Consider the following 24,386-nt stretch of genomic DNA (forward strand, 5'->3'; position numbering starts at 1 on the left):
GTCAGTAGATGTTTTTCGACAGCAGGGTGAAGGGGGTCTTGATCAGAATCTTCACGTCCAGCCACAGCGACCACTGGTTGATGTAGTTGAGGTCCTGGTTGACCCGTTGCTGCATCTTGTCGATGGTCTCGGTTTCGCCACGGTGCCCGGTGATCTGCGCGAGGCCGGTGATGCCTGGTTTGATCCGGTGACGGGCCATGTAGGCGCGGATCTTGTCGGTGTAGTAGATGTTGTGGGTCACCGCGTGAGGGCGTGGACCGACCAGGGCCATTTCACCGAACACCACGTTGAACAGCTGTGGCAATTCGTCGATCGAGGTGCGGCGGATAAACGCGCCCACCGGGGTAATGCGGTCGTCACCACGGGTGGCTTGTTTGACCACGGTTTCTGGCGCGTGAACCCGCATCGAACGGAATTTCCACACCTTGATCACTTCACCGTTCCAGCCATGGCGTTCCTGTTTGAACAGGATCGGGCCAGGGGAGGAACGGCGTACCGCAATGGCGATACCAATCATCAACGGGCTCAGCAGCAGCAACGCCAGCGCGGCCAGGCTGCGTTCCATGGCTTCCTTGGCGAACAGGGCTGCTGGGTGCGAGCTGATCGGGCTTTCGTTGAGGTAGATCGCCGGCATATGTTCGATTTCGGAGATCGACTGGTTGAGCAGCAGCATCGAACCGAAGTCCGGAATCCACACCACGTCGACGCTCATATCGAGCAGGTCGATGTAGATGTTTTCGATGTGCTGCACTTCGCCCAGCGGCACGGCGATATACACCCGGCGAATGTTTTCGCGTTCGATCACTTCACGCAGTTCGTTGAGGTTGCCCAGCACCGGCAGGTCGCAGTTGTCGTCCGGGTTGCTCTTCTCGGTGGCGATCATGCCGATCAATGGCACGCGGCTCGGGTGGCTGAGTTTTTCTGCCAGTTCCTTGGCCAGGGTCCCTGTGCCGACGATCACCGAACGACGGTCCTTGCGCAGTTTGCGCGAGTGCAGACGGGTGATCATGCGCAGTGGGATATAGCTGAGCACCTGGACAGTGAAGCCAAGAATCGCCCAGCTGAATACCACTTCACGGGAATACACACCGGTGGTCTGCGTAGCGAAGGCGATGGTCATCAGCGCCCCCAACAGCAGGCACCAGCCAGCCAGCAAACGACCCATGCCCGAGAGCAGGCGATGACGCTTGTGGTAGACCTGCAAGGCGGCGTAGCAGGGCACCGAGCCGAGAATGGTAAGAACGCCGAGGACCCGGTATTCGCTCGGAATCGAGCCGAATTTCATCACCACCAGGGCGGTGAGTACCAGGTTGGCGAGGAACATGGCAGTTACCCATTGGCCCCAGAACGTCAGGCCACGGCGATTAGCCATGAGGGTGCTGTGTTGGGAAGTCATTTAACGGTTACCTCCACGCGTGCAGTAGTTTCGGGTCCGTTCGCTCTCGTTGACGCCGCTCATGCAGAGCGTCTGTTCCAGGCCATTGGTCTGGGCGAGGGCAAACAGTGATTTCGCAGCTTCGTTGGTGCTATCCATGGCGCGGCGTGCAGAAGTGACAGCGTTCACGCGTTGTTGGTGAGTGAGCATTGGCCACGCGCGTAGGCCGATGCTTGCCAGTTCCAGCTGAACGTCGGGGCGGTAAGGGCCCCAGCGGTTTGCTTGCTCCAGTGCGGCGGCGAATTCGTCATCGAATTCGCCCAGCGCGTATTTGCTATGGGCCAGGTGCGCCCAAGTGTTCGGCCAGGTGGGGCGGGCGACCGTCGCTTGACGGAACGCCTCGGCCGCCAACAGCCGAGAGGGGCGGGCGCTTGCGGCGCCGGCCGGTTGATCGAAGGCTTGCCAGGCGTATACCTGACCGAGTTGGTCCAGGTAGGTTCCGCTGGCCAGCGGGCTGAAGGTGTTGGCTTGCTGGGCCGCCTTGAGTGCCGATTGCCACTTGTGTTCATCCGGTGCGCGCAGGGTTTTGTTCCAACGCTGCAGGGCCAGTTCGGCGCGGTAGCTGGCCAGACCGGCCACGGCCATTTCCGCGGCGGGAACCAGCAGCGCCACGGCACCGGCCAGGCACACCACCGTCAGCGCACGCTGGGTGCGCGACTGCGGCTTGGGCGGCATGCGGCTGCCTCGGCGCTCACGGGTACGGGGTTGTTCGGCAACGAGATCGTTCATGCGGCACTCGCGTTGGCGAAATGGCTACGGGCGATACGCCAGGGGTTGTCTTGCACCAACAACCGTGCGGCCGACTCACCGAGCAATTCAGTGGCATGGGCGAGACCGGGTAACAGGTTAGGCGGGCGATGTTTCATGTTGTGTGCGTCACTGGCCAGGATGGTCACTTGCCCGGCGAGCAGAAAACGCTCGGCCAACTCTTGTGCTGCGGCACCGAAATCCCCGGCAACCGAACCGGCTGTGACCTGCAATAAACAACCTTGGGCGAGGAAAGGTTCAATGCGCTTGTAGTTGCTGCCGCCCATCAGACTCTTGTTGCGTTCCGGGTGGGCAATCAACGGCTGGATATTGTTCTTCAGCATCCAGGCGGTGAGCTTTTCGGCCTGCTGGGGAATTTCCTGGTGGGGGAATTCCAGCAACAGCACGCGGCGTCCATTCCACTCGCCGAGGAACGGCAGTTCACCGCGCATGGCCAGGTTGAGCAGGTCCGAGTCGAAGCGCGCTTCGGCCGCCGCGCTCACCTGCAAGGGGATGCCGGCTTTGCTCAAGGCCAGGGCAAAACGCTTGACCACCGCGCTGATGCTGGCCTTGGAATTGTTGTAGCGACCCGGGTGCAAATGGGGCGTGCAGACCATATGGGTGGTGCCACAGGCAACCGCGTGCGCGGCCAGTTCCAGGGCCTGGTTCATGTCGGCGGCACCGTCGTCGATGCCTGGCAGCAAGTGTGAATGCAGGTCAATCATGTCGCCTCCGGGCGAAGCTCACGCAGGTTATGGGCCTTTTCAGGGCGCACAACAGGCAGCTTGCGGCGGATTAAAAAGTTATCGGCAGGTGATCCATGACCTGCGTCGAGCGCAGGTTCGGATCCATTGGCAAGTGGTCAGAGCACCACTCAATGTCACAAGTCCGCCAGACATCAGCGCTGTGGTTGCGGCGTTTCGCCGTAGTTTTCGTAGTAGTTGGAATAGCTGTAGCCATAACGCTTGGCTTTGCGCAGGTCCACTTGGTTAAGCACTACCCCGGTCACTGGTGCATTGTTCTGCAACAGCTGGCCGACGCCCTTCTGCACCATCGGGATGGAGGTGCTTTCCGCGCGTACTACATACAACAGTGCGTTGGAGATCGTTGCCAGCAGCATCGAGTCGCTCACTGCCTGGGTTGGCGGCGAGTCGATGATGATGCGCTGGTAACGGGTTTTGAGCAGATCGAGAATATTCGTCAGGCGCGACGACGACAGCAGTTCCTGCGGGTTCGGCGGCACCATGCCGGCGGGCATCATGTCGACGTTGCCGACGGTGCGGATGCAGTCTTCGAGCTTGGCGGTACCGGCGATCAGGTTGGCCAGGCCGGGCGTGCCCACCGGGAAATCGAAGTTGCGGGCCATGGTCGGGCGACGCAGGTCGGCGTCGATCAACAGCACCTTTTCGATATGCGCGATGGAGAAGGCCAGGTTGCTGGCAATCGAGCTTTTGCCCTCGCCCGGTACGGAGGAGGTGACCAGCACGATCTGCCGCGGGGTATCCAGGTCGGACAACACCAGGCTGGTGCGCAAGGTGCGGATCGACTCGCAGAAGCGCTTGTCCTCGTTCTGCTCGAACATATGGGCGATCTGCTGGCGTTTCTTTTTCGCCACCATCGGGATAACCCCGAACACCGGCACATTGAGTTTGTTCTCGACGTCGTCGGTGCTTTTGAAGGTGTTGTTCAAGGCTTCGAACAGCAGGGTCAGACCGATACCCATGACGGCGGCGAGCACGGCAGCAATCGAGACGATCAGCGACTTGCGCGGTTTGCTCGGCTTGATCGGCACGATGGCCTTGTCGACCACGCGGGCATTGGAGGAGTTGATGTCCGACGTCGCGGCGGTTTCTTTCAAGCGAGTCAGGAAGGTTTCATACAGCACGCGGTTGCTGTCGACTTCGCGCTGCAGTTCGCGCAGCTTGAACTCTTTGCGCGAGATGTCCTGAATCTGTGCCTTGTTGCTATTGAACGACTTGCTCAGCGAGTTCTCATTGGCCTGGGCCAATTGATAGTTGCGTTCGATACCGGCAACCACCAGTTCCACCTGCGATTGCAGGCTGGCAGTGGCGGCGGCGAGGTCGGAGCGGGCGGCGACCATGGCCGGGTGCTTGTCGCCATAACGGCGGGACATCTCATCGACCTTGGCCTGGGCCTTGGCCACTTCACTCTTGAACTGTTGAATCAGCGGGTGACCGAGCACGGCCGGCACACTGGCCAGACGGTCGAGGCCGCCACTGCTCATGGTCTGCACCTGGCGATACTGGCTTTCCGCTTCGGCGCGAGCGCGGCGCGCGTCGATCATGCGGTTGCCGGTCATCGACAGCTCGTTGGCGCTGATGGTGGCGACGCCGTCGACGTCCACCAGGCCTTCGGATTCACGGTAGGCCTGCAGGGTGTTCTCGGCATCCTTGAGTTTGCCGCGCAGTTCCTGCAGACGGGAGTTCATCCAGCTGGTGGTGGCCAGCGACATATCCAGGCTGGCGTCCAGTTGGCTTTCGATAAAGCCGTTGGCCCAGGCGTTGGCGATCTGCGCGGCCAGCTCGGCGTCCGGCATCTCGACGGTGATGGCCAGCAGCTTGCTTTTGCCCACCAGCTGTACACCGACCATGTCGCGTACGCGCTGGGTGACCAGGTCGAAAATATCCTTCTCGCTGGGGCCGTCTTCATCGTCGTGGATCAGGCCCGGAACGAACTCGGCCACCCCCAGGGATTTGATGATGCCGCGCACACTGAACAGCGGCTGAGGCTGCTGGCGTGGATCGAACAGTGGGTGGTGAGTCAGGTCGAGTTGTTTCACCACACGCTCGGCCAGGGCGCGAGATTGCAGCAGGCCCAGCTGGGTCTGCAGGTACTCGCTGGTGGTGTCGGCGGGGTCGTAGACCTGTTGGAAGGACAGCACCTGAGGATTCTTTTCCTCGATCATCAAGGTGGCGCTGGCCCAGAACAGGGGCTTGATATTGAGTACCGCGACCACGGCCAGCATGGTGACGATGATCACCAGAGCGGCGATGTTCCACTTCGCCTGCCAGAGCACGTTGCCGAGTTTGACCAGGTCGATGACGTCGTCATCTTCACTGGTATTCCGGAAGGGCATGACGCGTTCCGCGTTGATGCGCTGGATATCGTTCATCAGAAAAAACCTTGCTCGATGGTGATGGTGTCGCCAGGCAAAATGGCGGTTTCGAGAGTGGCTTTCTCGCCTTGGCGGGTTTCGCCGTTACCACGAACGATGGTCACGCGTTTCGTCGATGCACGTTCAGTCAGGCCGCCGGCCAGCGCGATGGCGCGTTGCAGGGTCAGCCCGGGTTGGTACGGATAGCCGCCTGGCTTCTGCACTTCACCGCTGATATAGAACTCGCGGTAAGTGATGACGCTGACCGTGACCTTGGGGTCTTTCAGGTAGCCGTCTCTGAGCTTGTCGGCGATCAGCTCCTCGATCTGGTTGGGGGTTTTGCCCAGGGCTTTTACCTGGCCGAGGAAGGGGTAGGAGAAGGTGCCGGCATCGTTCAGGCGCACTTCGTCGAAGCTCAGGTCGGCTTCGCCATACACGGTGATGCGTACGACATCACCGGAGGCCAGTTTGTATTGACCATCGCCTTCAGCGACGGCCAGTTGGCAAACAATCAGGGTCATTAGCGAAAGAAGAATTCTGCGGATCATAAGTACGACTCAGGTTGCTATCGCTCAGAGGCTGCCGGTCAGGCTGATCATGTAGACATTGCGGGTGTAGCTTTCATCGATGGCGTTGGAATCGTTGTCCTTGTAGGTGTACCCCAGGGCGATATCCAGCCACCGGCGTGTCTTGTAGGTAAGGGTCAGACCGGCGCTGGACAGATCGTCCGAACGGTTCTGGCCTTCGTAATCGCGCTTGGCAAATTCGTAGAACACACGAGAGGTCACGCGTTCAGTCCAGCCGTGGGACCAGGCCAGGTTGGTGCTGGTGTTCTTGATTGCATCGGAACCATCGTCACCTTCATCGAAGGCGCGGCGAGTGGTCAGGCTGACCTTGGAGTAGGTGCGTGGCGACCAGTCGACACCGACCTCCCACATCGGGCTGTTGAGGTCATCACGGCTGCTGTCTTCGAAGTCTTTCTTCTCATAACCCACGCGCACTTTGCCGGTGGTCTTTGCTGTGGCATCCCAGGTGCCACCGACCAGCACCGCGTCGTTTTTGCTGTTGCGCGGGCTGTCATGCATCACGTAGTCGTAATCGGCGTGGCGCAGTTCAACCAGCGATTCGGTGGAGCCACCCAGGCGGTGATACCAGACCGCGTTGAGGGCGGTGGTGTCACGCTCTTCATCGGCGTTGATATCGCCGCTGTTGTCGTACCGCAGCTCTTCGTACGTAGCGCCGAAATCCATGCGGTTGGCGGCGGAGTCCGAGCCCAGGGTGTACACGCCGCCGATGGAGCTGGCGTGGTACTTGTCGTTTTCGCCGGCCACCGCGGTGTCACCAGTGTCTTCGGTTTTGCTGTACTGGCCTTGCAGCTTGAGGCGCTGGCTGGCGGTGAATTCCATGATGCTTTCCAGCGTCACCTTGTGGTCGGTGTTACTGGCATCGGAGTCATCGTGATAGATCTCGCTGTTGGCTTCGTAGATCAGGCGGTAGGCGCTGTTACGGTCTTCGGCCAGCAGCTCGAACTTGGGCTTGATGCCAGTGATCCAGGAAGACTCTTCCTGATGTTCCAACTCACGAAAGTTATCGTCGTAGCTTTCTTTCACTTCCAGCGTTGGGGTGAACTGCAGGCCGAACACGTCGACGCTCTGTGGTTCAAGGGCCCAAGCCGAGGCGGGGAGTACGGTCGGAGCTGCAAGCGTTAGGGCTAGCCGACGGATCGATTTCATGCGAAGTCCTTGCTGTGTTCATTCCTGCGGCGAGGGCGCGTCAGGGCGTAGGAGAAAGCTGTGCCGCTTCGCTTAGTGCGCGGCTTTTACAATTGGTTTCATCAACTTATCGACCGTGTATCAGCTAGGGCTGGCGGTGTTCGGATTATTGGCGGTACCGGCGTTGCCAACGCTGGGTACGCCAGTTCCGCCGTCACCCAGGCCCTGATTGCGGTCGCCGGCGGCAGTGGGCAGCAGGTCGGAAACCAGGGTGGCCAACTCGGTGGCCTGATCGGGTGCAGCGCTAATCGCGGCTTCGAGAATGTCGTTGAGGCGCTCGGGAGCGGCTTTGACCAGCGCCGCGACCAAGGTGGTCGCCAGCTCCGGATGCAGCGGCACGCTGGCCGAAGTAATGGCCGCCACCTGGTCGGGCGAATGTCTGGCCAGCTTGGCCAGTGCCGCGGCCAGGGTGTTGCCGGTGGCAGCGCTGATACTGCGTGTCTGGTTGAGGGTCAGCGGCACGTTGGCACTGCGCAGGGCGTGCAGGGTTTGCAAGTCGGCGTAGGCGCTGCTGGCGGTCAGGGTAAGCAATAGGGCGGTGACATGAACTGCGCGCATGGGGCTGTCCTTGTACGGGTTGCCTGGTACTGGATTGGCGCAGCGGCGCCGGTCGCGAAATCAGCCCTTCCCCCCACGCTACCGCCCCAAGGTTACCCGTATGGTCCTTGAAAACGCGGTAGGTCGATGTGGTGAAAGCAACTTCGGTGAAACGTTTTTACCAAGCCTGCTCAGGCACTCTTGATATGACTCAGGGGTACGCGTACAGGTTGTTCACGACTCAATAACTGCAGCAGGATCATCACTCGCTCGGTGCCATCCATTGACAGGAAGATGCCTTCCAATGTGTTCAATGGGCCCTGGATGATTTGCAGCTTGTCGCCCGGCTTGAACAACTGGCTGGACGTTTCTCCCGAACAGCGCGCGCGCAAATGCTCGATCACCTGATCGGTGACCGTGGCCGGGCCGTGGTTGAAGTTGACGATGCGGCTGACTCCGCGCGTGGAGCGCAGCGCAGACCAGTTGTCCTCGTGGCTCAACTGGATAAACAGGTAACCGGGGAAAAGCGATTCGAGCACGCTTTGGCGCTTGCCACGCAACAGGCGTTGCGTAACCAGCTGCGGCCGGAAGGTCACATAATTCTGCCGGAGCAAATTGTCCTCGGCGCGGCTGTCTTGGTGCGCTTTGCACTGCAAGAGGTACCAGGCCGGCTGGGTGGTGCTGAGTCTTTCCATAGACCTTTCACTCCACTTCGCGAGATCAAGCTGGCTGAGATATCTGGGGTTGTGCGTTGAAACGTCCTACGCACTCTCTCCAGGACCTAATTCCCACAAAGCACAAAATATGCCATTGCATAAAGCCGATGCTAGCGAAGCAATGTGTCGCTTTCATGGCGCTCGCGATTAGCGAGGATTTCTAGCTGATTTTCTTAGGTTTATTTTTATTGAAAAGTTCCAAAAAAAACTATCCGTCGGTCAGCGGGGGCGGAGCATATGCTGCCTTTCTTTGCGATGGCAACAGGCTATCTCTCAAGGTGTGAACTGTATTAAGTCCCTTACATATCAAGGAAAACGAATTTTTTTCTTTGAGAAAAATCCCAACGGGATGCCGCCCAGTCAGCGTTTGACCCTACTTTGGTTGGATTGTTTTTTTGGGTTTTGTTCCGGGTTTGGCCGCTCATTCGTCCGATCAACGGTCGCTTTGTAACTGTATGGTCACGATCTGCGGGCCAAGCGCGCCAGGCGCTAGAGCGTTTTGTGCACTCTTGCTGTGCAGTAAAAGTGCTGCCTGCTACCAAACGATGACAAAGCGGGTGCTTTTAGACGTTTGGTTGGTTTTTTTGCGCTATATCGGTCAGTCGGTATGGTGAATCCGCCGGTTTGAGTGCGCTGAATCACCGCAGATTGTTGGTTGGTTGTTGCCGGAGCAGCAGTGCGAGGGCTGTAGCACGGCCTTTTGCTGGGTTCTGGCGGGTTTTCGCGGTTGCCCGCTTTTCGCCCGAGCGAGCGCTCGGCTCAGGGCGAGGGCGAACACGGCGCTTCGCTATAGCGAAAGGCTTACACCACGTGGGTCGGATATCGCCTTTTATACTTGTAGGAGTTTTCTTAACCTATACACATCACTGAAGCGCAGGGAGTGCTTCAGGATCAGGGACGATCGACCATTGCCATGATGGCTGCCGACAGGATGTTGGGATGGTCTGAGAAAAACCCGCTTCGGCGGGTTTTTTGTTGTTTGTATTTTGCTGTTTGTTTGGTGGTTAGTGGCGAACAGCATTGCTCGCAAGAGGATTAGCTTGGTGGGCGCAGCGCACCCTGCACAAAAACCTCCGGCGCTACCCTCCACGCCGCTGCAACGTGCACTTGGGCTGCTCATTAAACAACCCCCGATACGCCTCCGAAAACCGCCCCAAATGCCAAAACGACCAGCGCATCGCCACCTCAGCAACCGTGGTTTCATCCGGTGCCGCCCGCGCCAGATCCCGATGCGCAGCATTCAACCGGCGCAACCGTAACCACGCACTCGGCGTAATTCCGGTGAACTGCGTAAACGAATGCTGCAACTGCCGCACCGTCACCCCGGCCGCCGTGGCCAGTTGCAACATGTTGAAGTTGTCTTCTGGATAGGCACTGGCCAGTTCGAACACCTGACCCACGATCCGCCGGTCTTCGGCCAGACGCCGTTGCCGCGGTTGGTCGAGTGAGCGCGAAGAACTGTCGAGCACGAATAAACAGTCATCCACCAATTGCCGCGACAGATCGGCATCCAGACTAGCCCCCGGGGTGGCCGACAGCTTGTTCAACACGTAGCTCAACCAGGAACTGAACACCTGGCTCTGCTGCGATTTCAGTGGTGTGAGTAGCAGCCCGTCGAGACTGTCCGAGCCGCTGGCATGGCCCATCAGTTCGAGGTCGACCACCACCGCCACTTCGCGGTAGTTCTCTGGGGTGATCCAGGTGTTCTGGCTTTCGCTATTCAATAAATACAGGGTGCCATCGGCCATGTCGAAGCTGAACACCAGAGCATTGTCGGGGGCATGGAAGTGCTGTTCGACGCGGGTGTTCATCCGCTCTTCGTAGGCTTCCACACCATTGCATTGGGCATGCACGATGCTGCCGTGAAAGCGCCCGGCCGACATCTGCGCGTAATGCTGCTGCCAGCCATCGATGGCTGTGCGCTGTTGGTCCACATCGAGTGTTTGTAGGACCCTGATCGGCATGCGCTCTCCCGAGCCTTTGAAAACTGCTGCACTCGGCTAGGCGGGGTTAAAAACAGACTCGCCTATCCGTCGCTCGCTACGTTTTCTTGTTATTAACAGTCGCCCGATTATGGCCGGGCTCGCCAGCGCGATTGTTTAGCCTTTAGCGGAGCTTAGGTAAGCGCTTTAGCGACTAAAGGTCGCATGCGCCAAAAAGTGGCAGACGCTTTTGCGCAAACTGGATAGATGCCCCAATTGCCTGCCATGCAGACTCGACGCCTTCAAGTACAACTCCCTGAGGGTTTATGAAAGGCGATCTGCAACAGCTGAAAACTTGGCTGAATAACAACAAAGTCACCGAAGTGGAATGTCTTGTCTCCGACCTGAGCGGCATCGCTCGCGGCAAGATTTCCCCCACCAACAAGTTTCTCGCCGAGCAGGGCATGCGCCTGCCCGAGAGTGTGCTGTTGCAAACGGTGACCGGCGATTTCGTCGATGACGACGTCTACTACGACCTGCTCGACCCCGCCGATATCGATATGCACTGCCGCCCCGATGAAAACGCTGTGTTCCTCGTGCCGTGGGCGCTGGAGCCGACCGCCCAGGTGATTCACGACACCTACGACAAGATGGGCAACCCCATCGACCTGTCGCCGCGCAATATCCTCAAGAAGGTGTTGGCGCTGTACACCGCAAAAAACTGGAAGCCGATCGTTGCCCCGGAAATGGAGTTCTACCTGACCGAGCGCAGCCCCGATCCGGACTATCCGTTGAAGCCGCCGGTAGGCCGTTCCGGTCGCCAGGAAACCGGTCGCCAGTCCTATTCCATCGAAGCCACCAACGAGTTCGATCCGCTGTTCGAAGATATGTACGACTGGTGCGAAGCCCAGGGCCTGGACCTCGATACGCTGATTCACGAGGAGGGCACTGCGCAGATGGAAATCAACTTCCGTCACGGTGACGCGCTGCAGCTGGCCGACCAGATTTTCGTGTTCAAACGCACCATGCGCGAAGCCGCGCTGCGCCATAACGTGGCCGCCACCTTTATGGCCAAGCCGATGACCGGCGAGCCGGGCAGTGCCATGCACTTGCACCAGAGCGTGGTGGATCTGAACACCGGCAAAAGTGTGTTCGCCAACGAAGACGGCAGCATGAGCGAGCTGTTCCTCGGTCATATCGGCGGGCTGCAGAAGTACATCCCGGAAACCCTGCCGCTGTTCGCCCCCAACGTGAACTCGTTCCGCCGCTTCCTGCCGGACACTTCGGCACCGGTGAACGTCGAGTGGGGCGCAGACAACCGCACCGTCGGCCTGCGTGTGCCGGAATCCGATCCGCAAAACATGCGTGTGGAAAACCGTCTGCCGGGTGCCGACGCCAACCCCTATCTGGCCCTGGCGGCGAGCTTGCTGTGCGGTTACGTCGGCATGGTCGAAGGCCTCAGCCCGAGCGAGCCGGTGGTGGGCCGTGGCTACGAACGCCGCAACCTGCGCCTGCCGCTGACCCTGGAACAGGCGCTGGAATGCATGGAGCAATCGACCATGGTCAAGGAATACCTGGGCCAGCGTTTCCCGGCCGCCTATGTCGCCGTGAAACGCGCCGAGCACGAAAACTACAAGCGCGTGATCAGTTCCTGGGAGCGCGAGTTCCTGCTGCTGAGCGTGTAAAAACAACAACCTGATAGGGGTGTCTCAATGAGCAATTCACTGATCAAAACAGTGCTGGCTGGCAGCGTCTTGCTGCTCAGCGGCGGCGTGTATGCCGCTGGCGTGGTGAACGTTTACAACTGGACCGATTACATCGGCAAGACCACCTTGAAAGACTTCCAGGCGGAAACCGGTATCACCCCGGTGTACGACGTGTTCGACTCCAACGAAACCCTGGAAGGCAAGTTGCTGGCTGGCCATACCGGTTACGACGTGGTCGTGCCGAGCAACCACTTTCTTAGCCGGCAGATCCGTGCCGGGGTGTTCCAGAAGCTGGACAAGAGCCTGTTGCCCAACTTTAAAAACCTCAGCCCGCAATTGCTCGAGCGCCTGCAGGAAAACGATCCTGGCAACCAATATGCCGTGCCGTACCTGTGGGGCACCAACGGCATCGCCTACAACGTGGCGAAGATCAAGGAAGTGCTGGGCGTGGACAGCATCGACTCCTGGGCCGTGCTGTTCGAACCGGAAAATCTGCAAAAGCTGAAAGCGTGCGGGGTGTCCTTTATGGACTCGCCGGACGAGATCTACCCGGCCGTCCTCAACTACATGGGCAAAAATCCGCGTAGCGACAAGCTGGAAGACTATAAAGAGGCGCAGAAGAAGCTCGACGCCATTCGCCCCTATATCACCTACTTTCACTCCTCCAAATACGTCGCGGACCTGGCCAACGGCAACATCTGCGTAGCCTTCGCCTACTCGGGCGATGCCTTCCAGGCCATGAGTCGCGCCCAGGAAGCCAAGAACGGTATCGAGATCGCCTATGTGGTGCCCAAAGAGGGTGCCAACCTGTGGTTCGACATGCTGGCTATTCCCGCCGACGCGAAAAACGTCGCCGAGGCGCATGCCTACATCAACTACCTGCTCAAGCCTGACGTGATCAGCCAGGTCAGCGACTTTGTCGGTTACGCCAACGCCAACCAGGCGGCTGATACGGTGATGGACCCGGAAATTCGCCAGAACCCATCCATCTACCCGTCGGACGAGGTGCTGAAAAAGCTCTACGTTTCCTCGGAATGGACCAGTGCCGTGATGCGCTGGACCACCCGCGCATGGAACAACTACAAGTCCGGTCGCTAAGCGCGCGCCGCGTCCACCCGTAGGAGCGGCTTTAGCCGCGATGGCGCTGACGCGCATCGCGGCTGAAGCCGCTCCTACGAGATCAACAGCATCTAGGCTTTAGCCTCGATTCCTGGAAACACATTTGCTAGGCCTCTGTATGTCCCAGAATTCTTCTCTCAGCGGTGCAGCCGCGACTGCCCACACCGCCTCCTACTACCACGCTACGCGCAATAAACAGATCGACTTTCCCGTGCTCAACGGTTCACAAGACTGCGATGTGTGCATTGTCGGCGGTGGTTTCAGCGGCCTGAACACCGCCATCGAACTGGCCGAGCGCGGCCTTACGGTGGTGCTGCTGGAAGCCCGGCAGATCGCCTGGGCGGCCAGTGGGCGCAATGGCGGCCAACTGATTCGCGGCGTCGGTCATGACCTGTCGAAATTTGCCGGGCAGATTGGCAGCGATGGCGTTGCCACCCTGGAGCGCCTGGGCCTGGAAGCGGTGGAAATCGTCCGCCAGCGCGTGGCCAAGTACGCTATCGATTGCGATCTGTCCTGGGGCTACTGCGACCTGGCCAATACCCCGCAGCATTACCAAGGTTTTATCGAAGACAAACAGGCGTTGGAACGCATGGGCTACGGCCATCAACTGACCCTGATCGAACCGGGCCAGATGGACCGCGTGGTGGGTTCCAAGGTGTTTGTCGGCGGCATGATCGACAGCGGTTCCGGCCATCTGCATCCGCTCAACCTGGCCCTTGGTGAAGCAGCCGTGGCCCACAGGCTGGGGGTGCGGATCTATGAAAACAGCGCCGCCCAGCGCATTGAATACGGTGCCAAGGTCAAGGTGCATACCGCCTCGGGTATGGTCCGTGCCAACGCCCTGGTGCTGGCCGGCAACGCCCACCTGGGCGGTCTGGTGCCTGAATTGAGCGGCAAGGTGCTGCCCGCCGGCAGCTATATCATCGGCACCGAGCCACTCAGCCCGGCGCAGGCCGAGCAGTTGATTCCGGGCAATCGCGCCCTGTGCGATCAGCGTGTCGGTCTGGATTACTTCCGCCTCTCCGCCGACCGTCGTCTGCTGTTTGGTGGTGCCTGCCACTATTCCGGTCGCGACCCCCAGGACATCGCCGGCTATATGCGCCCGAAGATGCTGCGGGTGTTCCCGCAACTGGCGGAAACCCGCATCGACTTCGCCTGGGGCGGCACCATCGGCATCGGTGCCAACCGCTTGCCGCAGATCGGGCGTTTGCCTGGGGAAACCAATGTGTACTTCGCCCAGGCCTATTCCGGCCACGGGGTGAACACCACGCACCTGGCCGGGCGTCTGCTGGCCGAAGCCATCTGCCGTCAGGACAGCACCGGCTTCGACCTGTTCGCCAGCGTGCCGCATATGAAATTCCCAGGCGGCAAACTGCTGCGCACACCACTGCTGGCGTTGGGTATGTCGTGGTATCGGTTGCGCGAGATTGCTGGGTTTTAAGGCGAGACGGACATCGGTGAATTTCCCGCCATTCTGGATCCCAGCCTTCGCTGGGATGACGGTGATAGGTTGAGCACCTCCGTCATTCCCGCGCAGGCGGGAATCCAGAATGCTGGAGGGGATCAGCTTCTTCCGGCAAACAAACACCCCAGTGTCTTTCCTTCAACCCAATCGGCCCAAACGGGTCGACCAACGTCCCCGCCACCATCGCCGCCAGAATCTGCGGTGCCGGTGGAATCTTCGACAGGTTCGCCATCACCCGATCGCGCAGCAGCGGCAGCAGCCGTGAGTCGGATTGATAGAAGGGCGTAAACGCCGCCGACAGGGCCTGAAAGGTGCGCACATGCAAACGCCGCGACGCCGCATAACGGGGCAGGGCGCTGGCCAGGTCGCTGCTGGTGTTCAGCGCATGCACCAGCGCACGGGCATCGAGCAGGGCCATATTGGCGCCCTGGCCCAGTTGCGGGCTGGTGGAGTGGGCGGCATCGCCGATGATCGCCAGGCTGCGCCCCACGGGCATGGCCAGGGTGTGGTGGCCGTAGCGGGCCAGGGTCATATCGTCGAAGCCATTGATCTGCTGCAGATAGCTTTCACACGCCGGCCATAGGGTCGCCACCTGATCCTTCCAGCGATTGATTCCGCCCTTGATCAGGTGCTCAACCTGATCGGGTTTGGTGCTCCAGAAAAACGCGCTCATCGAAGTCCCGCCGGGCTGCGCCTGGCCAATGGGCAGCACGCCGAGCATGGTGGTTGCCCGGTGGTAGCGCTGCACCAGGGCGTTGCTGCTCAATGCCGCGCTGTCGGCCTGCAACGAGGCCCAGAAGGCGCCATACACCAGCGGTTTGGGTTCGGCCGGGCGCAGGGCCTGGGCTTTGAGTTTGGAACGCGAGCCGCTGGCATCCACCACCAGGTCGAAGGGGCCGACGCGTTGGCCGCTTTCGCTGAGCAGCCAGGCGTGATCGCCCGTGGTGTCCAGGCGGCTGATATCCAACCCGGTTTGCAGGGCAATGCCTTCGCGCTGCACCGCCTGCATCAGCACATGGAACAACGCGGCGCGGTGCACGGCGATGCCATAGCGGCCGCCCTTGATCGCCGCATACCGGACGTCCAGCACCGTGCGCCCGGAGTGGGCATCGGCACCCTGCAAACGGTCGATGCGGCTGCCCAGTTGGGCGATCTCGGCGAACAGCCCGAGGTCCTCCAGCACGCTCAGGCCGGTGGGCTGCAGAATCAGCCCGGAGCCGAGCGGGGCGGCTTCGGCAAAACGCTCGAACAGGCTGACCTGATGCTCGGCGCGTTTCAGGTACAGGGCCGCGGCAAGGCCCGCAGGTCCGGCGCCAACAATGGCAATACGCAGGGGTTTGATCACGCAAGGTCTCCGGCCCGACTACGCTGGGCACGTCCATGGATTGGCTGGCTGCAACAACGCAGCGCTGCCGTTATACCTGCAAAGCGTTGAGGCGGTAAGTCCGCTGCGGGGTTTGCTAAAGCAAAAAAAATGGCCAGCTGGGCGTGCCCGGCTGGCCATGGTCAACTGCTAAAGGCATCAGCTGCCACCACCTGCGCCGCCACCGCCGGACCCACCAGAGCCACCACCGGTACCCCCGGTGCCCGTGCCGCCTGTGCCGGTGCCACCGCTGCCGGAGCTGCTACCGCCGCTGCCGCCAGAAGGGCTCATGGTGCCGCTACCGGTGCCAGTGCCCGTTCCGCCGATACCGGTTCCGGTTCCCGTCCCGCCGGTGCTGTTCCCCGGTGTGCTGGTGCCCGTGCCCGCCGGGCCTGTGCCGGTCCCCGTGCTGCCCTGGCCGGTGGCACCAGTCCCGCTGCCGGTGCCCGGGCTGTTCGCGCCGGTGGCCGAGGTGCCGGTGCCTTCACCGGTAGTGCCGGCTTCCGGGGCTCCGACGCCATTGCCGGGGCTGACGGTCGCGGCCATCACCAGGGTGGCGGAGGAGGCGGCCAGCAGGCCGCTGAGTAATAAGGCAGGGAAAGGTAATTTGCTCATCATCGATGCTCCATTTCTGTGAGTTACCCAGAGTGGAGTGGCGGCCAATTGCCGTCGTTCGATAAACAGGACCAGTGGTTAGGCGCCGCAAAATTCAGAAACCCAGAAACGACAAGGGCGCCCAATTGGCGCCCTTGTCGAAGTGTTGCCCATCAATGCCACCAGCGTGGCTGACCCCAACGTTGCTCTTCGCTATCGAGTTTTTTATCGACGGCTTGGGTGGTGTCATCGGCTTTGACAGTTTTGCTTTGCTCGGTGGTCTGCTGGCTGGTGGCGGCTTCGTAGCGGTGGTTTACATCAGCGCCAGCGAAGGCGGTGCCGGTCAACAAGGCGGTGAGCAGGGAAGCGGTAACGATGGTTTTCATGGTGTGTTCCTCAAGGGGGTTGTGAGTGACTTCGGGGCCAAGCTTGTGCTGTCACCGCTCCCTTGAGAAACGCATGGTGTTGGTAGTTGATATTGCTCAAATTGATGGTCGCCAAAAGCCCCGGGCTAGACACCGGGCTCTCCTGTAGGAGCGGCTTGCGCCGCGATTTCCGGCAGCAGATTTCGGCGAACACACCGATAAATCAGGCAAACCTTCGCGGCGAAAAAGGTGCCAGAGGCACCGAGGTTGGCAGGCCGCTGGCCAACTCCGCCAGCAACTGCCCGGTCACCGCAGCCAGTGTCAGCCCTACATGGCCATGGCCGAAGTTGTAGAACACCTGCGGCAACAACCGTGATTGGCCCACCACCGGCTTGCTGTCCGGCATCGACGAACGAAAGCCCATCCACTGCGACGACGGCTCGTGCTGCAGGTTGAGAAAACGCCGCGCGCCCTGGGCCAGGTAGCGGTAGCGCCGCGGGTCCGGGGCGGCCTCGGTACCGGCAAATTCCACCGTGCCGGCCACCCGCAAACCCTGCGCCATCGGCGTCATATAGAAACCGCCAGCGCCCCAGCACAGCGGGCGGTTGAGCACTTCGCCGGCCTGTTCGAACAGCACGTGATAACCGCGCTCGGTATCTTGCGGCAGCTCATCGCCCAACGACTGGGCCAGCTGTTTCGACCAGGCCCCGGTACACAGCGCCACGCGCTCGGCCGTCAGCGTCTGACCGCTGGAGAGCAGCGCGCGGACCTGCTCAGGGTTGGTTGTGCTGCGTTGAATATCCCGCAACTCGCCACGCTCGAAGCGCCCACCCAAGGCAACAAAGCGCTGCAGCAGACACAGGCTCAGCGCATAAGGGTCGAGTGTGCGGCTTACCCCCGGCAGCTCGACACCCAGCGCCGCACGGCTATTCAGCGCCGGCTCGAGGGCATGCAGCTCGGCGTTTTCCACCAGGCGAATCGGCACCTCGAAGGGCCGGTGGTACGCCAGCATGTCCTGCGCCACCTGGCGTTCGTGGGCCTCGAAGATATACAGCGAACCGTCATGGCGGACCAGGTGATGGGCCTGGGCGTCGTCCAGCAAGGTGCTCCAGGAACTCATGCACGGCTTGAGCAGGCTATCCAGATCACGGCTGATGGCCTGCACCCGCTGCGCGCTGGAGTGGCGCAGAAACTGCCACAGCCACGGCGCGATCTTGCCCAGATAGGCAGGCCGCACTTTCAGCGGGCTGTCCGGCTTGAGCAACAGGGCCGGTGCCTGACGCCAGATACCGGGCGTGGCCACCGGTTCCACTGAGTAGGTGGCAAAGGTGCAGGCATTGCCAAACGAGGTGGCGGTGCCGGGCGGTTGGCGGTCCAGCAGGGTCACGCTCCAGCCGTGGCGTTGCAGCCACAGGGCGGTGGCAATGCCGACCACCCCGGCACCGACCACCAGAGCACTACCGCGTGTGAGTGGGGTTGTTGTCATCTACGGCTCGCAATCCGGCTCAACAGAAGGCTATGGCAGGCGCAGACGCCTGCCAGGCTGCGCCACCTTACCTGCTGCCGCCGGGCCATGTTTGGCCGCGGGCCCGCACGCATTTTTTGCCGCTCAGATCGATTGCTTGAGGGTCTGGCGTACCCGCGCAGCCGCCGGATCATCCGCCGGCGTGACCAACGCATAGTTGTACTCGGCGCTGGACCAGTAATCGGCCTGCAGCTCGCCATCGCGCCGTGCGCCACGGCTCAGCAGGTAATGCTGGGGGCCGGGCGGGCGAATATAGAAACTCACTTTGCGCCCGTTCGGGTCCTGGTACACCAGCATCGCCGCAGCGCCCTGTTCGGTACTGATCATCCGCCCGCCCACCGGTTGAAAACCGGCAGCCGCCAGGTCGGGAATCCGGTCGGCGCGGGCGAAGTGCTGGTCCAGCCAGCTCTGCGCATCACCACGGCTGGCGCTCCAGTCAGCAGCCATGCCGTCCTTGACCGCGAACATGCGGTAGGCCTGCACGGCGTCGGCCATGGGCAGCATATGACTGGCGAAGTTGAGGGTGCGCGCCTGCCAGCCACCGACACCGCCGAGGCTGACGGCAATCAGCAGCAGGGCGGCGGTGGCGAAGTGACCGCTGCGTTGGCGGCGCAGGCCGTGGCGAATGGCGGCGGGGTCCAGTTGCGGGTTGGGCGTCAGTTGCAGGGCACCGCTGAGGGCTGCGCGCAGGTGCTGGGCATCCTGTTGCCAGGCGCGCACCTGCGCGGCGACGTCAACGTGGGTCGCCAGATACAGGGCCACCTGTTCGCGTTCGGCCTCGTTCAGATGGCCGTCCACATAGGCATGCAAATCCTGTTCGCTGGGGGGCAGAGTGATCATTTCAGAACCCGTAGGGCAGGGGTGGTGATTTCGCCCTCGCTGAGCTGGCGCAAGGCCTGACGCGCGCGGGACAAACGGGACATCACGGTGCCAATCGGCACGCCGAGGATATCGGCGATTTCCTGATAGCGCAGGCCCTCCACCGTGACCCAGAGCAGCATCGCCCGTTGCTCATAGGGCAGGCGCTCGAAAGCGGCGAGGGTGGTTTGCGCCACCACCGTGCGCTCGGCCGACGGCACATGGTGTTCGTCCGGGGTGCCGGTAAACAGTTCCAGCAGGCGCCGGTAGCGGCTGGCGCTGCGCTGCGCATCGAGAAACTGGCGATAGAGGATGGCAAACAACCAGCTGCGCAGATCGCCCTGTGGCTGTTTGCCGGCCCAGGCCCCCAGGGCTTTTTCCAGGCTGGCCTGGACCAGATCGTCGGCGCTGCTGGCGTTGCGCGTCAGCGACAGGGCGAAGCGGCGCAGCCTGGGCAGCAGTTCACGCAGTTGGTCATCGATGCCGTGCATGGCGGTTCGGATTCCGGGCAGAGAAGCAGAGTGTGCTCAGCAAGACGCCGGCGCGCAGCAATTATTCCCGCCACGCTGAAAAAAATTAAATCGCCGCGCCGGGAATAAAGTCTGCGGCGCTGCGTCTGACTGCACCTTCGCCTGACTCTGGAGCTTCCCATGGCCGACAGTGATCCGCAGCACCGCCCACCTTTAAGCCCCGTCAACCTGGCCCTGCGCCTGGGTGCCATTGGCACCGTGACTTTATTGATCGCCGCTGCCCTGGCTTATACCGGCGGCTATTTCAGCCCCGAGCGGGTTACCCCGAAGCGGCTCGTCGATGTGCTGGAGCACAACAATGGCGAGCACCCCGGCTACCGCCGCAATCACCCCAAGGGCATCTGCGTGAGCGGCTATTTCGAGAGCAATGGTGCTGGTGCCGAGCTGTCGTCGGCGGAAGTGTTTTCCGCCCCCCGTACTCCGGTGCAGGGGCGTTTTTCCTTGCCCACCGGTAACCCGTATTCACCGGACAGCGCGGCACCGCTACGCAGCATGGCGCTGCGTTTTCAACAAGCCAACGGCCAGCAATGGCGCACCGGCATGAACAGCATGGCGGTGTTTCCAGTCGGTACGCCGGAGGCGTTTTTCGGCTTGCTGCAAGCCACCGCGCCGGACCCCGCCACCGGCAAACCGAATCCGCAAAAGGCCGGCGCATTTTTTGCCGCGCATCCGGAAACCGGTGCCTTTCTCGCCTGGGTGAAAACCGCCAAGCCGGCGGCCAGCTTCGCCACCGAAACCTATAACAGCGTCAACGCCTTCTACCTGACCAACGCCGCCGGGCAACGCCAGACCGTGCGCTGGAGCATGGTCGCCAGCGCCCAGGCGGATGGCGCGCCGCCCCAGGCCGACGATTACCTGCAAGCCGACCTGCAACAGCGTCTGGCCAACGGCCCACAACGCTGGAGCCTGGTGCTGACCCTGGCCAACCCCGGTGACCCCAGCAATGACGCCAGCAAAGCCTGGAGCGGCGAACACCGCACAGTGAATGCCGGCACCCTGGTGATCGAACACGAACAGACGCAAGAGAGCGGCGAATGCCGCGACATCAACTACGACCCGTTGATTTTACCGAGTGGCATCGCTGGTTCGGACGACCCGCTGCTGGCCGCCCGTTCGGCCGCCTACGCGGCCTCCTATCAACGCCGCGCTGGTGAAGTTGAATCGCTGCCGCACACCGCCAGCACCGCCCAGGAGCAACGCCCATGAGTACTCAACACTTCTGCGCAGCGGCGCGGGTGCTGCATTGGCTGATGGCCGTGATGATCATTGCCATGCTGTTTATCGGCGTGGGTATGGTGGCCTCGGTGTCCGAGCGCCACCAGTGGTTGATCAATCTGCACAAGCCCCTGGGCATCGCCGTTCTGCTGCTGGTAATCGTCCGTCTGGGCGTGCGTATCACCCATGTCACGCCGTCGTTGCCCGCCGATTTGCCCAGCGTGCAGAAGCTGGCGGCCAAGCTCTCCCATGTGTTGTTGTATGCCTTGATGCTGGCCTTGCCGCTGGTGGGCTGGGCGATGATTTCTGCGGCTGGCGACCCGCTGATGCTTAGCAGCAACGTGCGTCTGCCAGCGCTGTTGGCCGCCGATGCACCGACCTTCGCCATGCTGCGCAAGCTGCACAGCTATCTGGCGTACCTGTTGTTTGCCACCGTGTTGCTGCACTTGGCCGGGGCGTTGTTCCATGCCTGGATTCGGCGCGATGAGGTGCTCGGCAGCATGCTCAGGGGTAAGTAGGCACACCAACAGCTCGCGGCTAAGGCCCCTTCCACAAATGCCCCTCCGTGGGAGGGGCTTGAGCCGCGCTTGCCGTTACTCGGTACGACAATTGCTGCATCAGTGTCTTTCAACTCCGCAGCGGAGCCTGGGATGCTTATCGCGCAATTGTCTGACCCGCATATCTGCCCCGCTGGCGAGCTATACCAAGGCCTGGTGGATTCCAACGCCATGTTCCTCGCCGCGGTCGCGCAAGTGGCGGCGCTGGATCCGCCGCCCGATGTGGTGATCATCACCGGCGACCTGATCGATGATGGGTCGCCGGCCTCCTATGCCCACGCGAAGCAACTGCTGAAAGGCATCCAGCAGCCGTTACTGCTGATCCCCGGCAACCACGACGAGCGCGAAGCCTTCCGCGCGGCCTTTGCCGATTCCGGCTATCTGCCGGCCAGCGGTCCGCTGCACTTTGTCGCCGAGCAGTACGGCCCCGTGCGTATTGTTGCTCTGGATATCACCATCCCCGGCCTGCATCACGGCGACTTCGACGACGCGGCCGCCACCTGGCTGGAACAAACGTTGGCCGCCGAGCCCCACCGCCCGACCCTGGTAATGCTGCACCAACCACCCTTTGCCAGTGGCATCCCCTATATCGATCTCTACGCCTGCCACCACGGCCCGCGTCTGGCCGCCGTGCTCGCTCGGCATCCTCAGGTGGAGCGCGTGGTGTGCGGGCATATCCACCGTTTTATGCAGCTGCGCTTTGCCGGCACCTTGCTGTGTACCGCGCCCAGCACCACCACAGCAATTGCCCTGCGACTGCGGGCGGATGCCGACGAGGCGTCCTATATCGAACCCCCGGCCTTGCTGCTGCATCACTGGCAGGACGACATCGGGTTGATTACCCATTGGCTGCCGATTGGCGAATTTCCCGGGCCGCTGCCCTTTGCCTGAGGACAGCGGGTAATGCATGTGATGATATGGGCAGCTGCTGTCTACACTGGACAGCAAGCCCATCCCCTGCGGAGTTTCTCAATGACCCTGGCCACCCGAATGCTGTTGACGCTGTTGTTGTCGTTGTGCGGATTTAATGCGCTGGCCCAGTCCGACGCCGCCTATCAGGAAGAAGCCCAGAACGCCAAGGCGCTGCTGCTCAAAGCGGTGGATTACTACGAGAAAAACGGCGATGCGGCGCTGGCGGCATTCAGTCGGCAGGGCGAGTTCGTCACCGGCCAGCTGTATGTGTATGTGGTCAACACCCAGGGCGTGATGCTGGCCAGTGGCGGGCCTTCAGTGATGCTGGTGGGCCGCGATGTGTCGGCCACCCTGGATGAAGATATGAAAAAAGCCTTTGCCCGTGCCATCAGCGAGCCGGAAGGGGAGATGCGCGAGGCCGAGTACCGCTGGGTCAACCGACAGGACGGCAAGGTGGAGCGCAAACACACCTACTACCAACGCATCAACGACCGCATTCTGGCCGTCGGTTACTACCTGCCCCGGGCCACTCCGGCGGCGGCGAAAAAACTCCTGGGTGAGGCGGTGGTCGCCATCAACAAAGACCCCAAGACCACCTTCGAGGCCATCAATGATCTCGACCCGCGCTATCTGCAGGATGACCTCTACGTATTTGTGGTCGACCTCAACAGCAAACGCTTCGTCGCCCATGGCTACAACCGCCGGTTGATCGGCACCGACTTCACCAGTCTGAAAGCACCGGATGGCGTAGAGGTCGGCCAGCGTATGCTGGATGCCGCCAACAAGCACGGCAAAGGCGAGCTGGAGTACCTGTGGCGCAACCCGGTGACGGCGCGCAACGAACACAAGCATGCGTACCTGGAGAAGGTGGGTAACTATATGGTCGCGGTGGGCTATTACTCGCGGTAGGGAACGTGGCGCGGTCCCTCCCACAAAGGGCTAACGCGCATCGCCAGTCGCACTATCCTCCCGCCTTATCTCTTCCAGCATCGCCTGCGCCGCCGGCGACAGGCTATGCCCGGCGCGGGTCACCACGCCGTAAGCCGATTGCTGTATCGGCTGCGGGCTCTTTAGCGCAATTGCTTCCAGGCGTCCAGCCTGTATATCGTCGGCCACCACATCCCAGGGCGACATGCTGATCACATCGCTGCTGGCCACCAGCGCCTTGAGCACCAGAAAGTTATTGCATTCGATCTCCAGCAGTTGCTGGCGTCCACTGAGCTGGCCGAGGGCGGCTGCCACTACGTCGGGCAGTTGGGTGCCAGCCAGGGGATAACGGCTGAGTTTTTCCCGGTCGATTTCAGTCTCGCTTAACAAGGGATGACCGGGCCGGCAAAAAAATACCCCGGGGTAACTGTGCAGCGCTTCGATATGCAGCAACGGGTCGCTGACGAACTCGCGGATATCGGCGACGAACATTTCCAGGCTGTCGTTAAGCAGGTGCTCGCGCAGCGGCAGCCAGCCGTCGATGACCAATTGCACATGAACCTTGGGAAAGCGCGTCACCAGTTGGCCAAGGGCTCGCGGAATCAGGCGTGCAGCGGGGTAGGGGCCGGCACCCAGGCGCAATTCGCCGGCTTCCAGATTGGCCAGTTGGCTGACCGCGTTGTGCATCGAGCGGCTGGCCTGCAGCAGTCGCCGCGCATGCTCTAGAACAAGCTGGCCATGGGCGGTGAGCACCGCGTTGCGCGGACCACGGTCGAGCAGTTGGCAACCCAGGCTGGCTTCCAGCGCCTGGATGCTGCGCGACAGCGCCGGCTGGCTGAGGTTGATCGCCTCGGCGGCGCGAGCGAAATGGCCGTACTCGGCAACGGCGACGAAATGGCGAAGCTGGCGCAGGTCATTCATGCGGATCTCGCATCAAAAGCTGGAAAATTTTGCATTGGAATTATCAGTCTGCCTTTGCCACGCTGCGCCCGTCCATAACAACAAA

At 61.3% G+C, this 24,386-nt stretch carries 23 protein-coding genes; 7 read left to right on the forward strand and 16 right to left on the reverse strand.

Annotated elements, in window-relative coordinates:
- Position 1: 1 nt before the first annotated feature.
- The 9 genes from ACVW0Y_RS18100 to ACVW0Y_RS18140 all read right to left on the reverse strand — a co-directional run bounded on the left by ACVW0Y_RS18100 (position 2) and on the right by ACVW0Y_RS18140 (position 10,286).
- Positions 2–1,396, reverse strand: coding sequence for an undecaprenyl-phosphate glucose phosphotransferase (locus ACVW0Y_RS18100; protein ID WP_457440117.1), 1,395 nt, complete (start codon positions 1,394–1,396; stop codon positions 2–4).
- The gene (locus ACVW0Y_RS18105; protein WP_457440119.1) at positions 1,397–2,164 is read right to left on the reverse strand and encodes a hypothetical protein; all 768 of its coding nucleotides are present in this window, start codon (positions 2,162–2,164) and stop codon (positions 1,397–1,399) included.
- Positions 2,161–2,907 carry a tyrosine-protein phosphatase gene (locus ACVW0Y_RS18110; RefSeq protein WP_457440120.1) on the reverse strand — a complete coding sequence of 249 codons (747 nt, stop codon included), beginning with the start codon at positions 2,905–2,907 and terminating at the stop codon, positions 2,161–2,163. Before ACVW0Y_RS18110 ends, ACVW0Y_RS18105 begins: the two co-directional genes overlap by 4 nt.
- Positions 2,908–3,080: 173 nt before the next feature.
- Positions 3,081–5,315 carry a GumC family protein gene (locus ACVW0Y_RS18115; RefSeq protein ID WP_457440122.1) on the reverse strand — a complete coding sequence of 745 codons (2,235 nt, stop codon included), beginning with the start codon at positions 5,313–5,315 and terminating at the stop codon, positions 3,081–3,083.
- Positions 5,315–5,845 carry a polysaccharide biosynthesis/export family protein gene (locus tag ACVW0Y_RS18120; RefSeq protein WP_457440124.1) on the reverse strand — a complete coding sequence of 177 codons (531 nt, stop codon included), beginning with the start codon at positions 5,843–5,845 and terminating at the stop codon, positions 5,315–5,317. The genes ACVW0Y_RS18115 and ACVW0Y_RS18120 overlap by 1 nt, the downstream gene beginning before the upstream one ends.
- Positions 5,846–5,869: 24 nt before the next feature.
- Positions 5,870–7,030: an outer membrane beta-barrel protein gene (locus ACVW0Y_RS18125; RefSeq protein WP_457440125.1), complete on the reverse strand. Its 1,161-nt coding sequence runs from the start codon at positions 7,028–7,030 to the stop codon at positions 5,870–5,872.
- Positions 7,031–7,150: 120 nt separating this feature from the next.
- The gene (locus ACVW0Y_RS18130) at positions 7,151–7,627 is read right to left on the reverse strand and encodes a hypothetical protein (protein WP_457440127.1); all 477 of its coding nucleotides are present in this window, start codon (positions 7,625–7,627) and stop codon (positions 7,151–7,153) included.
- Positions 7,628–7,797: 170 nt separating this feature from the next.
- Positions 7,798–8,301 carry a transcription/translation regulatory transformer protein RfaH gene (rfaH, locus tag ACVW0Y_RS18135; protein ID WP_457440128.1) on the reverse strand — a complete coding sequence of 168 codons (504 nt, stop codon included), beginning with the start codon at positions 8,299–8,301 and terminating at the stop codon, positions 7,798–7,800.
- Between the two features lie 1,100 nt (positions 8,302–9,401).
- On the reverse strand, positions 9,402–10,286 hold the full coding sequence (locus ACVW0Y_RS18140; RefSeq protein ID WP_457440130.1) for a helix-turn-helix domain-containing protein: 885 nt from the start codon (positions 10,284–10,286) through the stop codon (positions 9,402–9,404).
- A 284-nt stretch (positions 10,287–10,570) separates the two neighbouring features.
- Here ACVW0Y_RS18140 and ACVW0Y_RS18145 point away from each other — a divergent pair, with 284 nt between their 5' ends.
- The 3 genes from ACVW0Y_RS18145 to ACVW0Y_RS18155 all read left to right on the forward strand — a co-directional run bounded on the left by ACVW0Y_RS18145 (position 10,571) and on the right by ACVW0Y_RS18155 (position 14,510).
- Complete coding sequence (locus ACVW0Y_RS18145; RefSeq protein ID WP_457440132.1) at positions 10,571–11,929, forward strand: glutamine synthetase family protein; 1,359 nt, start codon at positions 10,571–10,573, stop codon at positions 11,927–11,929.
- A gap of 27 nt (positions 11,930–11,956) precedes the next feature.
- Positions 11,957–13,048, forward strand: a complete 1,092-nt coding sequence (locus ACVW0Y_RS18150) for a polyamine ABC transporter substrate-binding protein (protein WP_457440134.1) — start codon at positions 11,957–11,959, stop codon at positions 13,046–13,048.
- 139 nt (positions 13,049–13,187) lie between these two features.
- Positions 13,188–14,510, forward strand: a complete 1,323-nt coding sequence (locus ACVW0Y_RS18155; protein ID WP_457440135.1) for an NAD(P)/FAD-dependent oxidoreductase — start codon at positions 13,188–13,190, stop codon at positions 14,508–14,510.
- An 82-nt stretch (positions 14,511–14,592) separates the two neighbouring features.
- Here the strand turns inward: ACVW0Y_RS18155 and ACVW0Y_RS18160 are convergent, their stop codons facing one another.
- The 6 genes from ACVW0Y_RS18160 to ACVW0Y_RS18185 all read right to left on the reverse strand — a co-directional run bounded on the left by ACVW0Y_RS18160 (position 14,593) and on the right by ACVW0Y_RS18185 (position 19,730).
- A complete protein-coding gene (locus ACVW0Y_RS18160; RefSeq protein WP_457440137.1) occupies positions 14,593–15,879 on the reverse strand; it encodes an FAD-dependent oxidoreductase in 1,287 nt (428 codons plus the stop codon).
- A 177-nt stretch (positions 15,880–16,056) separates the two neighbouring features.
- Positions 16,057–16,512, reverse strand: coding sequence for a hypothetical protein (locus tag ACVW0Y_RS18165; RefSeq protein WP_457440138.1), 456 nt, complete (start codon positions 16,510–16,512; stop codon positions 16,057–16,059).
- Positions 16,513–16,664: 152 nt separating this feature from the next.
- The gene (locus ACVW0Y_RS18170) at positions 16,665–16,877 is read right to left on the reverse strand and encodes a hypothetical protein (RefSeq protein ID WP_457440140.1); all 213 of its coding nucleotides are present in this window, start codon (positions 16,875–16,877) and stop codon (positions 16,665–16,667) included.
- Between the two features lie 202 nt (positions 16,878–17,079).
- Positions 17,080–18,342 carry an NAD(P)/FAD-dependent oxidoreductase gene (locus tag ACVW0Y_RS18175; RefSeq protein ID WP_457440142.1) on the reverse strand — a complete coding sequence of 421 codons (1,263 nt, stop codon included), beginning with the start codon at positions 18,340–18,342 and terminating at the stop codon, positions 17,080–17,082.
- A gap of 123 nt (positions 18,343–18,465) precedes the next feature.
- Entirely contained in the window at positions 18,466–19,221 is a 756-nt protein-coding gene (locus ACVW0Y_RS18180) for an anti-sigma factor family protein (protein WP_457440144.1), read from the reverse strand.
- A complete protein-coding gene (locus tag ACVW0Y_RS18185) occupies positions 19,218–19,730 on the reverse strand; it encodes a sigma-70 family RNA polymerase sigma factor (protein ID WP_457440145.1) in 513 nt (170 codons plus the stop codon). The genes ACVW0Y_RS18180 and ACVW0Y_RS18185 overlap by 4 nt, the downstream gene beginning before the upstream one ends.
- A 159-nt stretch (positions 19,731–19,889) precedes the next feature.
- Between ACVW0Y_RS18185 and ACVW0Y_RS18190 the strand changes: the two genes are divergently transcribed.
- The 4 genes from ACVW0Y_RS18190 (at position 19,890) to ACVW0Y_RS18205 (ending at position 23,362) form a co-directional block, all read left to right on the forward strand.
- Positions 19,890–20,975 (forward strand): catalase family peroxidase, encoded by a 1,086-nt coding sequence (locus ACVW0Y_RS18190; protein WP_457440147.1) that lies wholly within the window; start codon positions 19,890–19,892, stop codon positions 20,973–20,975.
- Positions 20,972–21,502 (forward strand): cytochrome b, encoded by a 531-nt coding sequence (locus ACVW0Y_RS18195; RefSeq protein ID WP_457440149.1) that lies wholly within the window; start codon positions 20,972–20,974, stop codon positions 21,500–21,502. Before ACVW0Y_RS18190 ends, ACVW0Y_RS18195 begins: the two co-directional genes overlap by 4 nt.
- A gap of 132 nt (positions 21,503–21,634) precedes the next feature.
- Positions 21,635–22,432, forward strand: a complete 798-nt coding sequence (locus ACVW0Y_RS18200) for a phosphodiesterase (RefSeq protein WP_457440151.1) — start codon at positions 21,635–21,637, stop codon at positions 22,430–22,432.
- A gap of 81 nt (positions 22,433–22,513) precedes the next feature.
- A complete protein-coding gene (locus ACVW0Y_RS18205) occupies positions 22,514–23,362 on the forward strand; it encodes a cache domain-containing protein (protein ID WP_457440152.1) in 849 nt (282 codons plus the stop codon).
- A gap of 30 nt (positions 23,363–23,392) precedes the next feature.
- Here the strand turns inward: ACVW0Y_RS18205 and ACVW0Y_RS18210 are convergent, their stop codons facing one another.
- Positions 23,393–24,301 carry a LysR family transcriptional regulator gene (locus tag ACVW0Y_RS18210; protein WP_457440154.1) on the reverse strand — a complete coding sequence of 303 codons (909 nt, stop codon included), beginning with the start codon at positions 24,299–24,301 and terminating at the stop codon, positions 23,393–23,395.
- Positions 24,302–24,386: the final 85 nt, after the last annotated feature.

Source organism: Pseudomonas sp. TE3786, assembly GCF_054057335.1.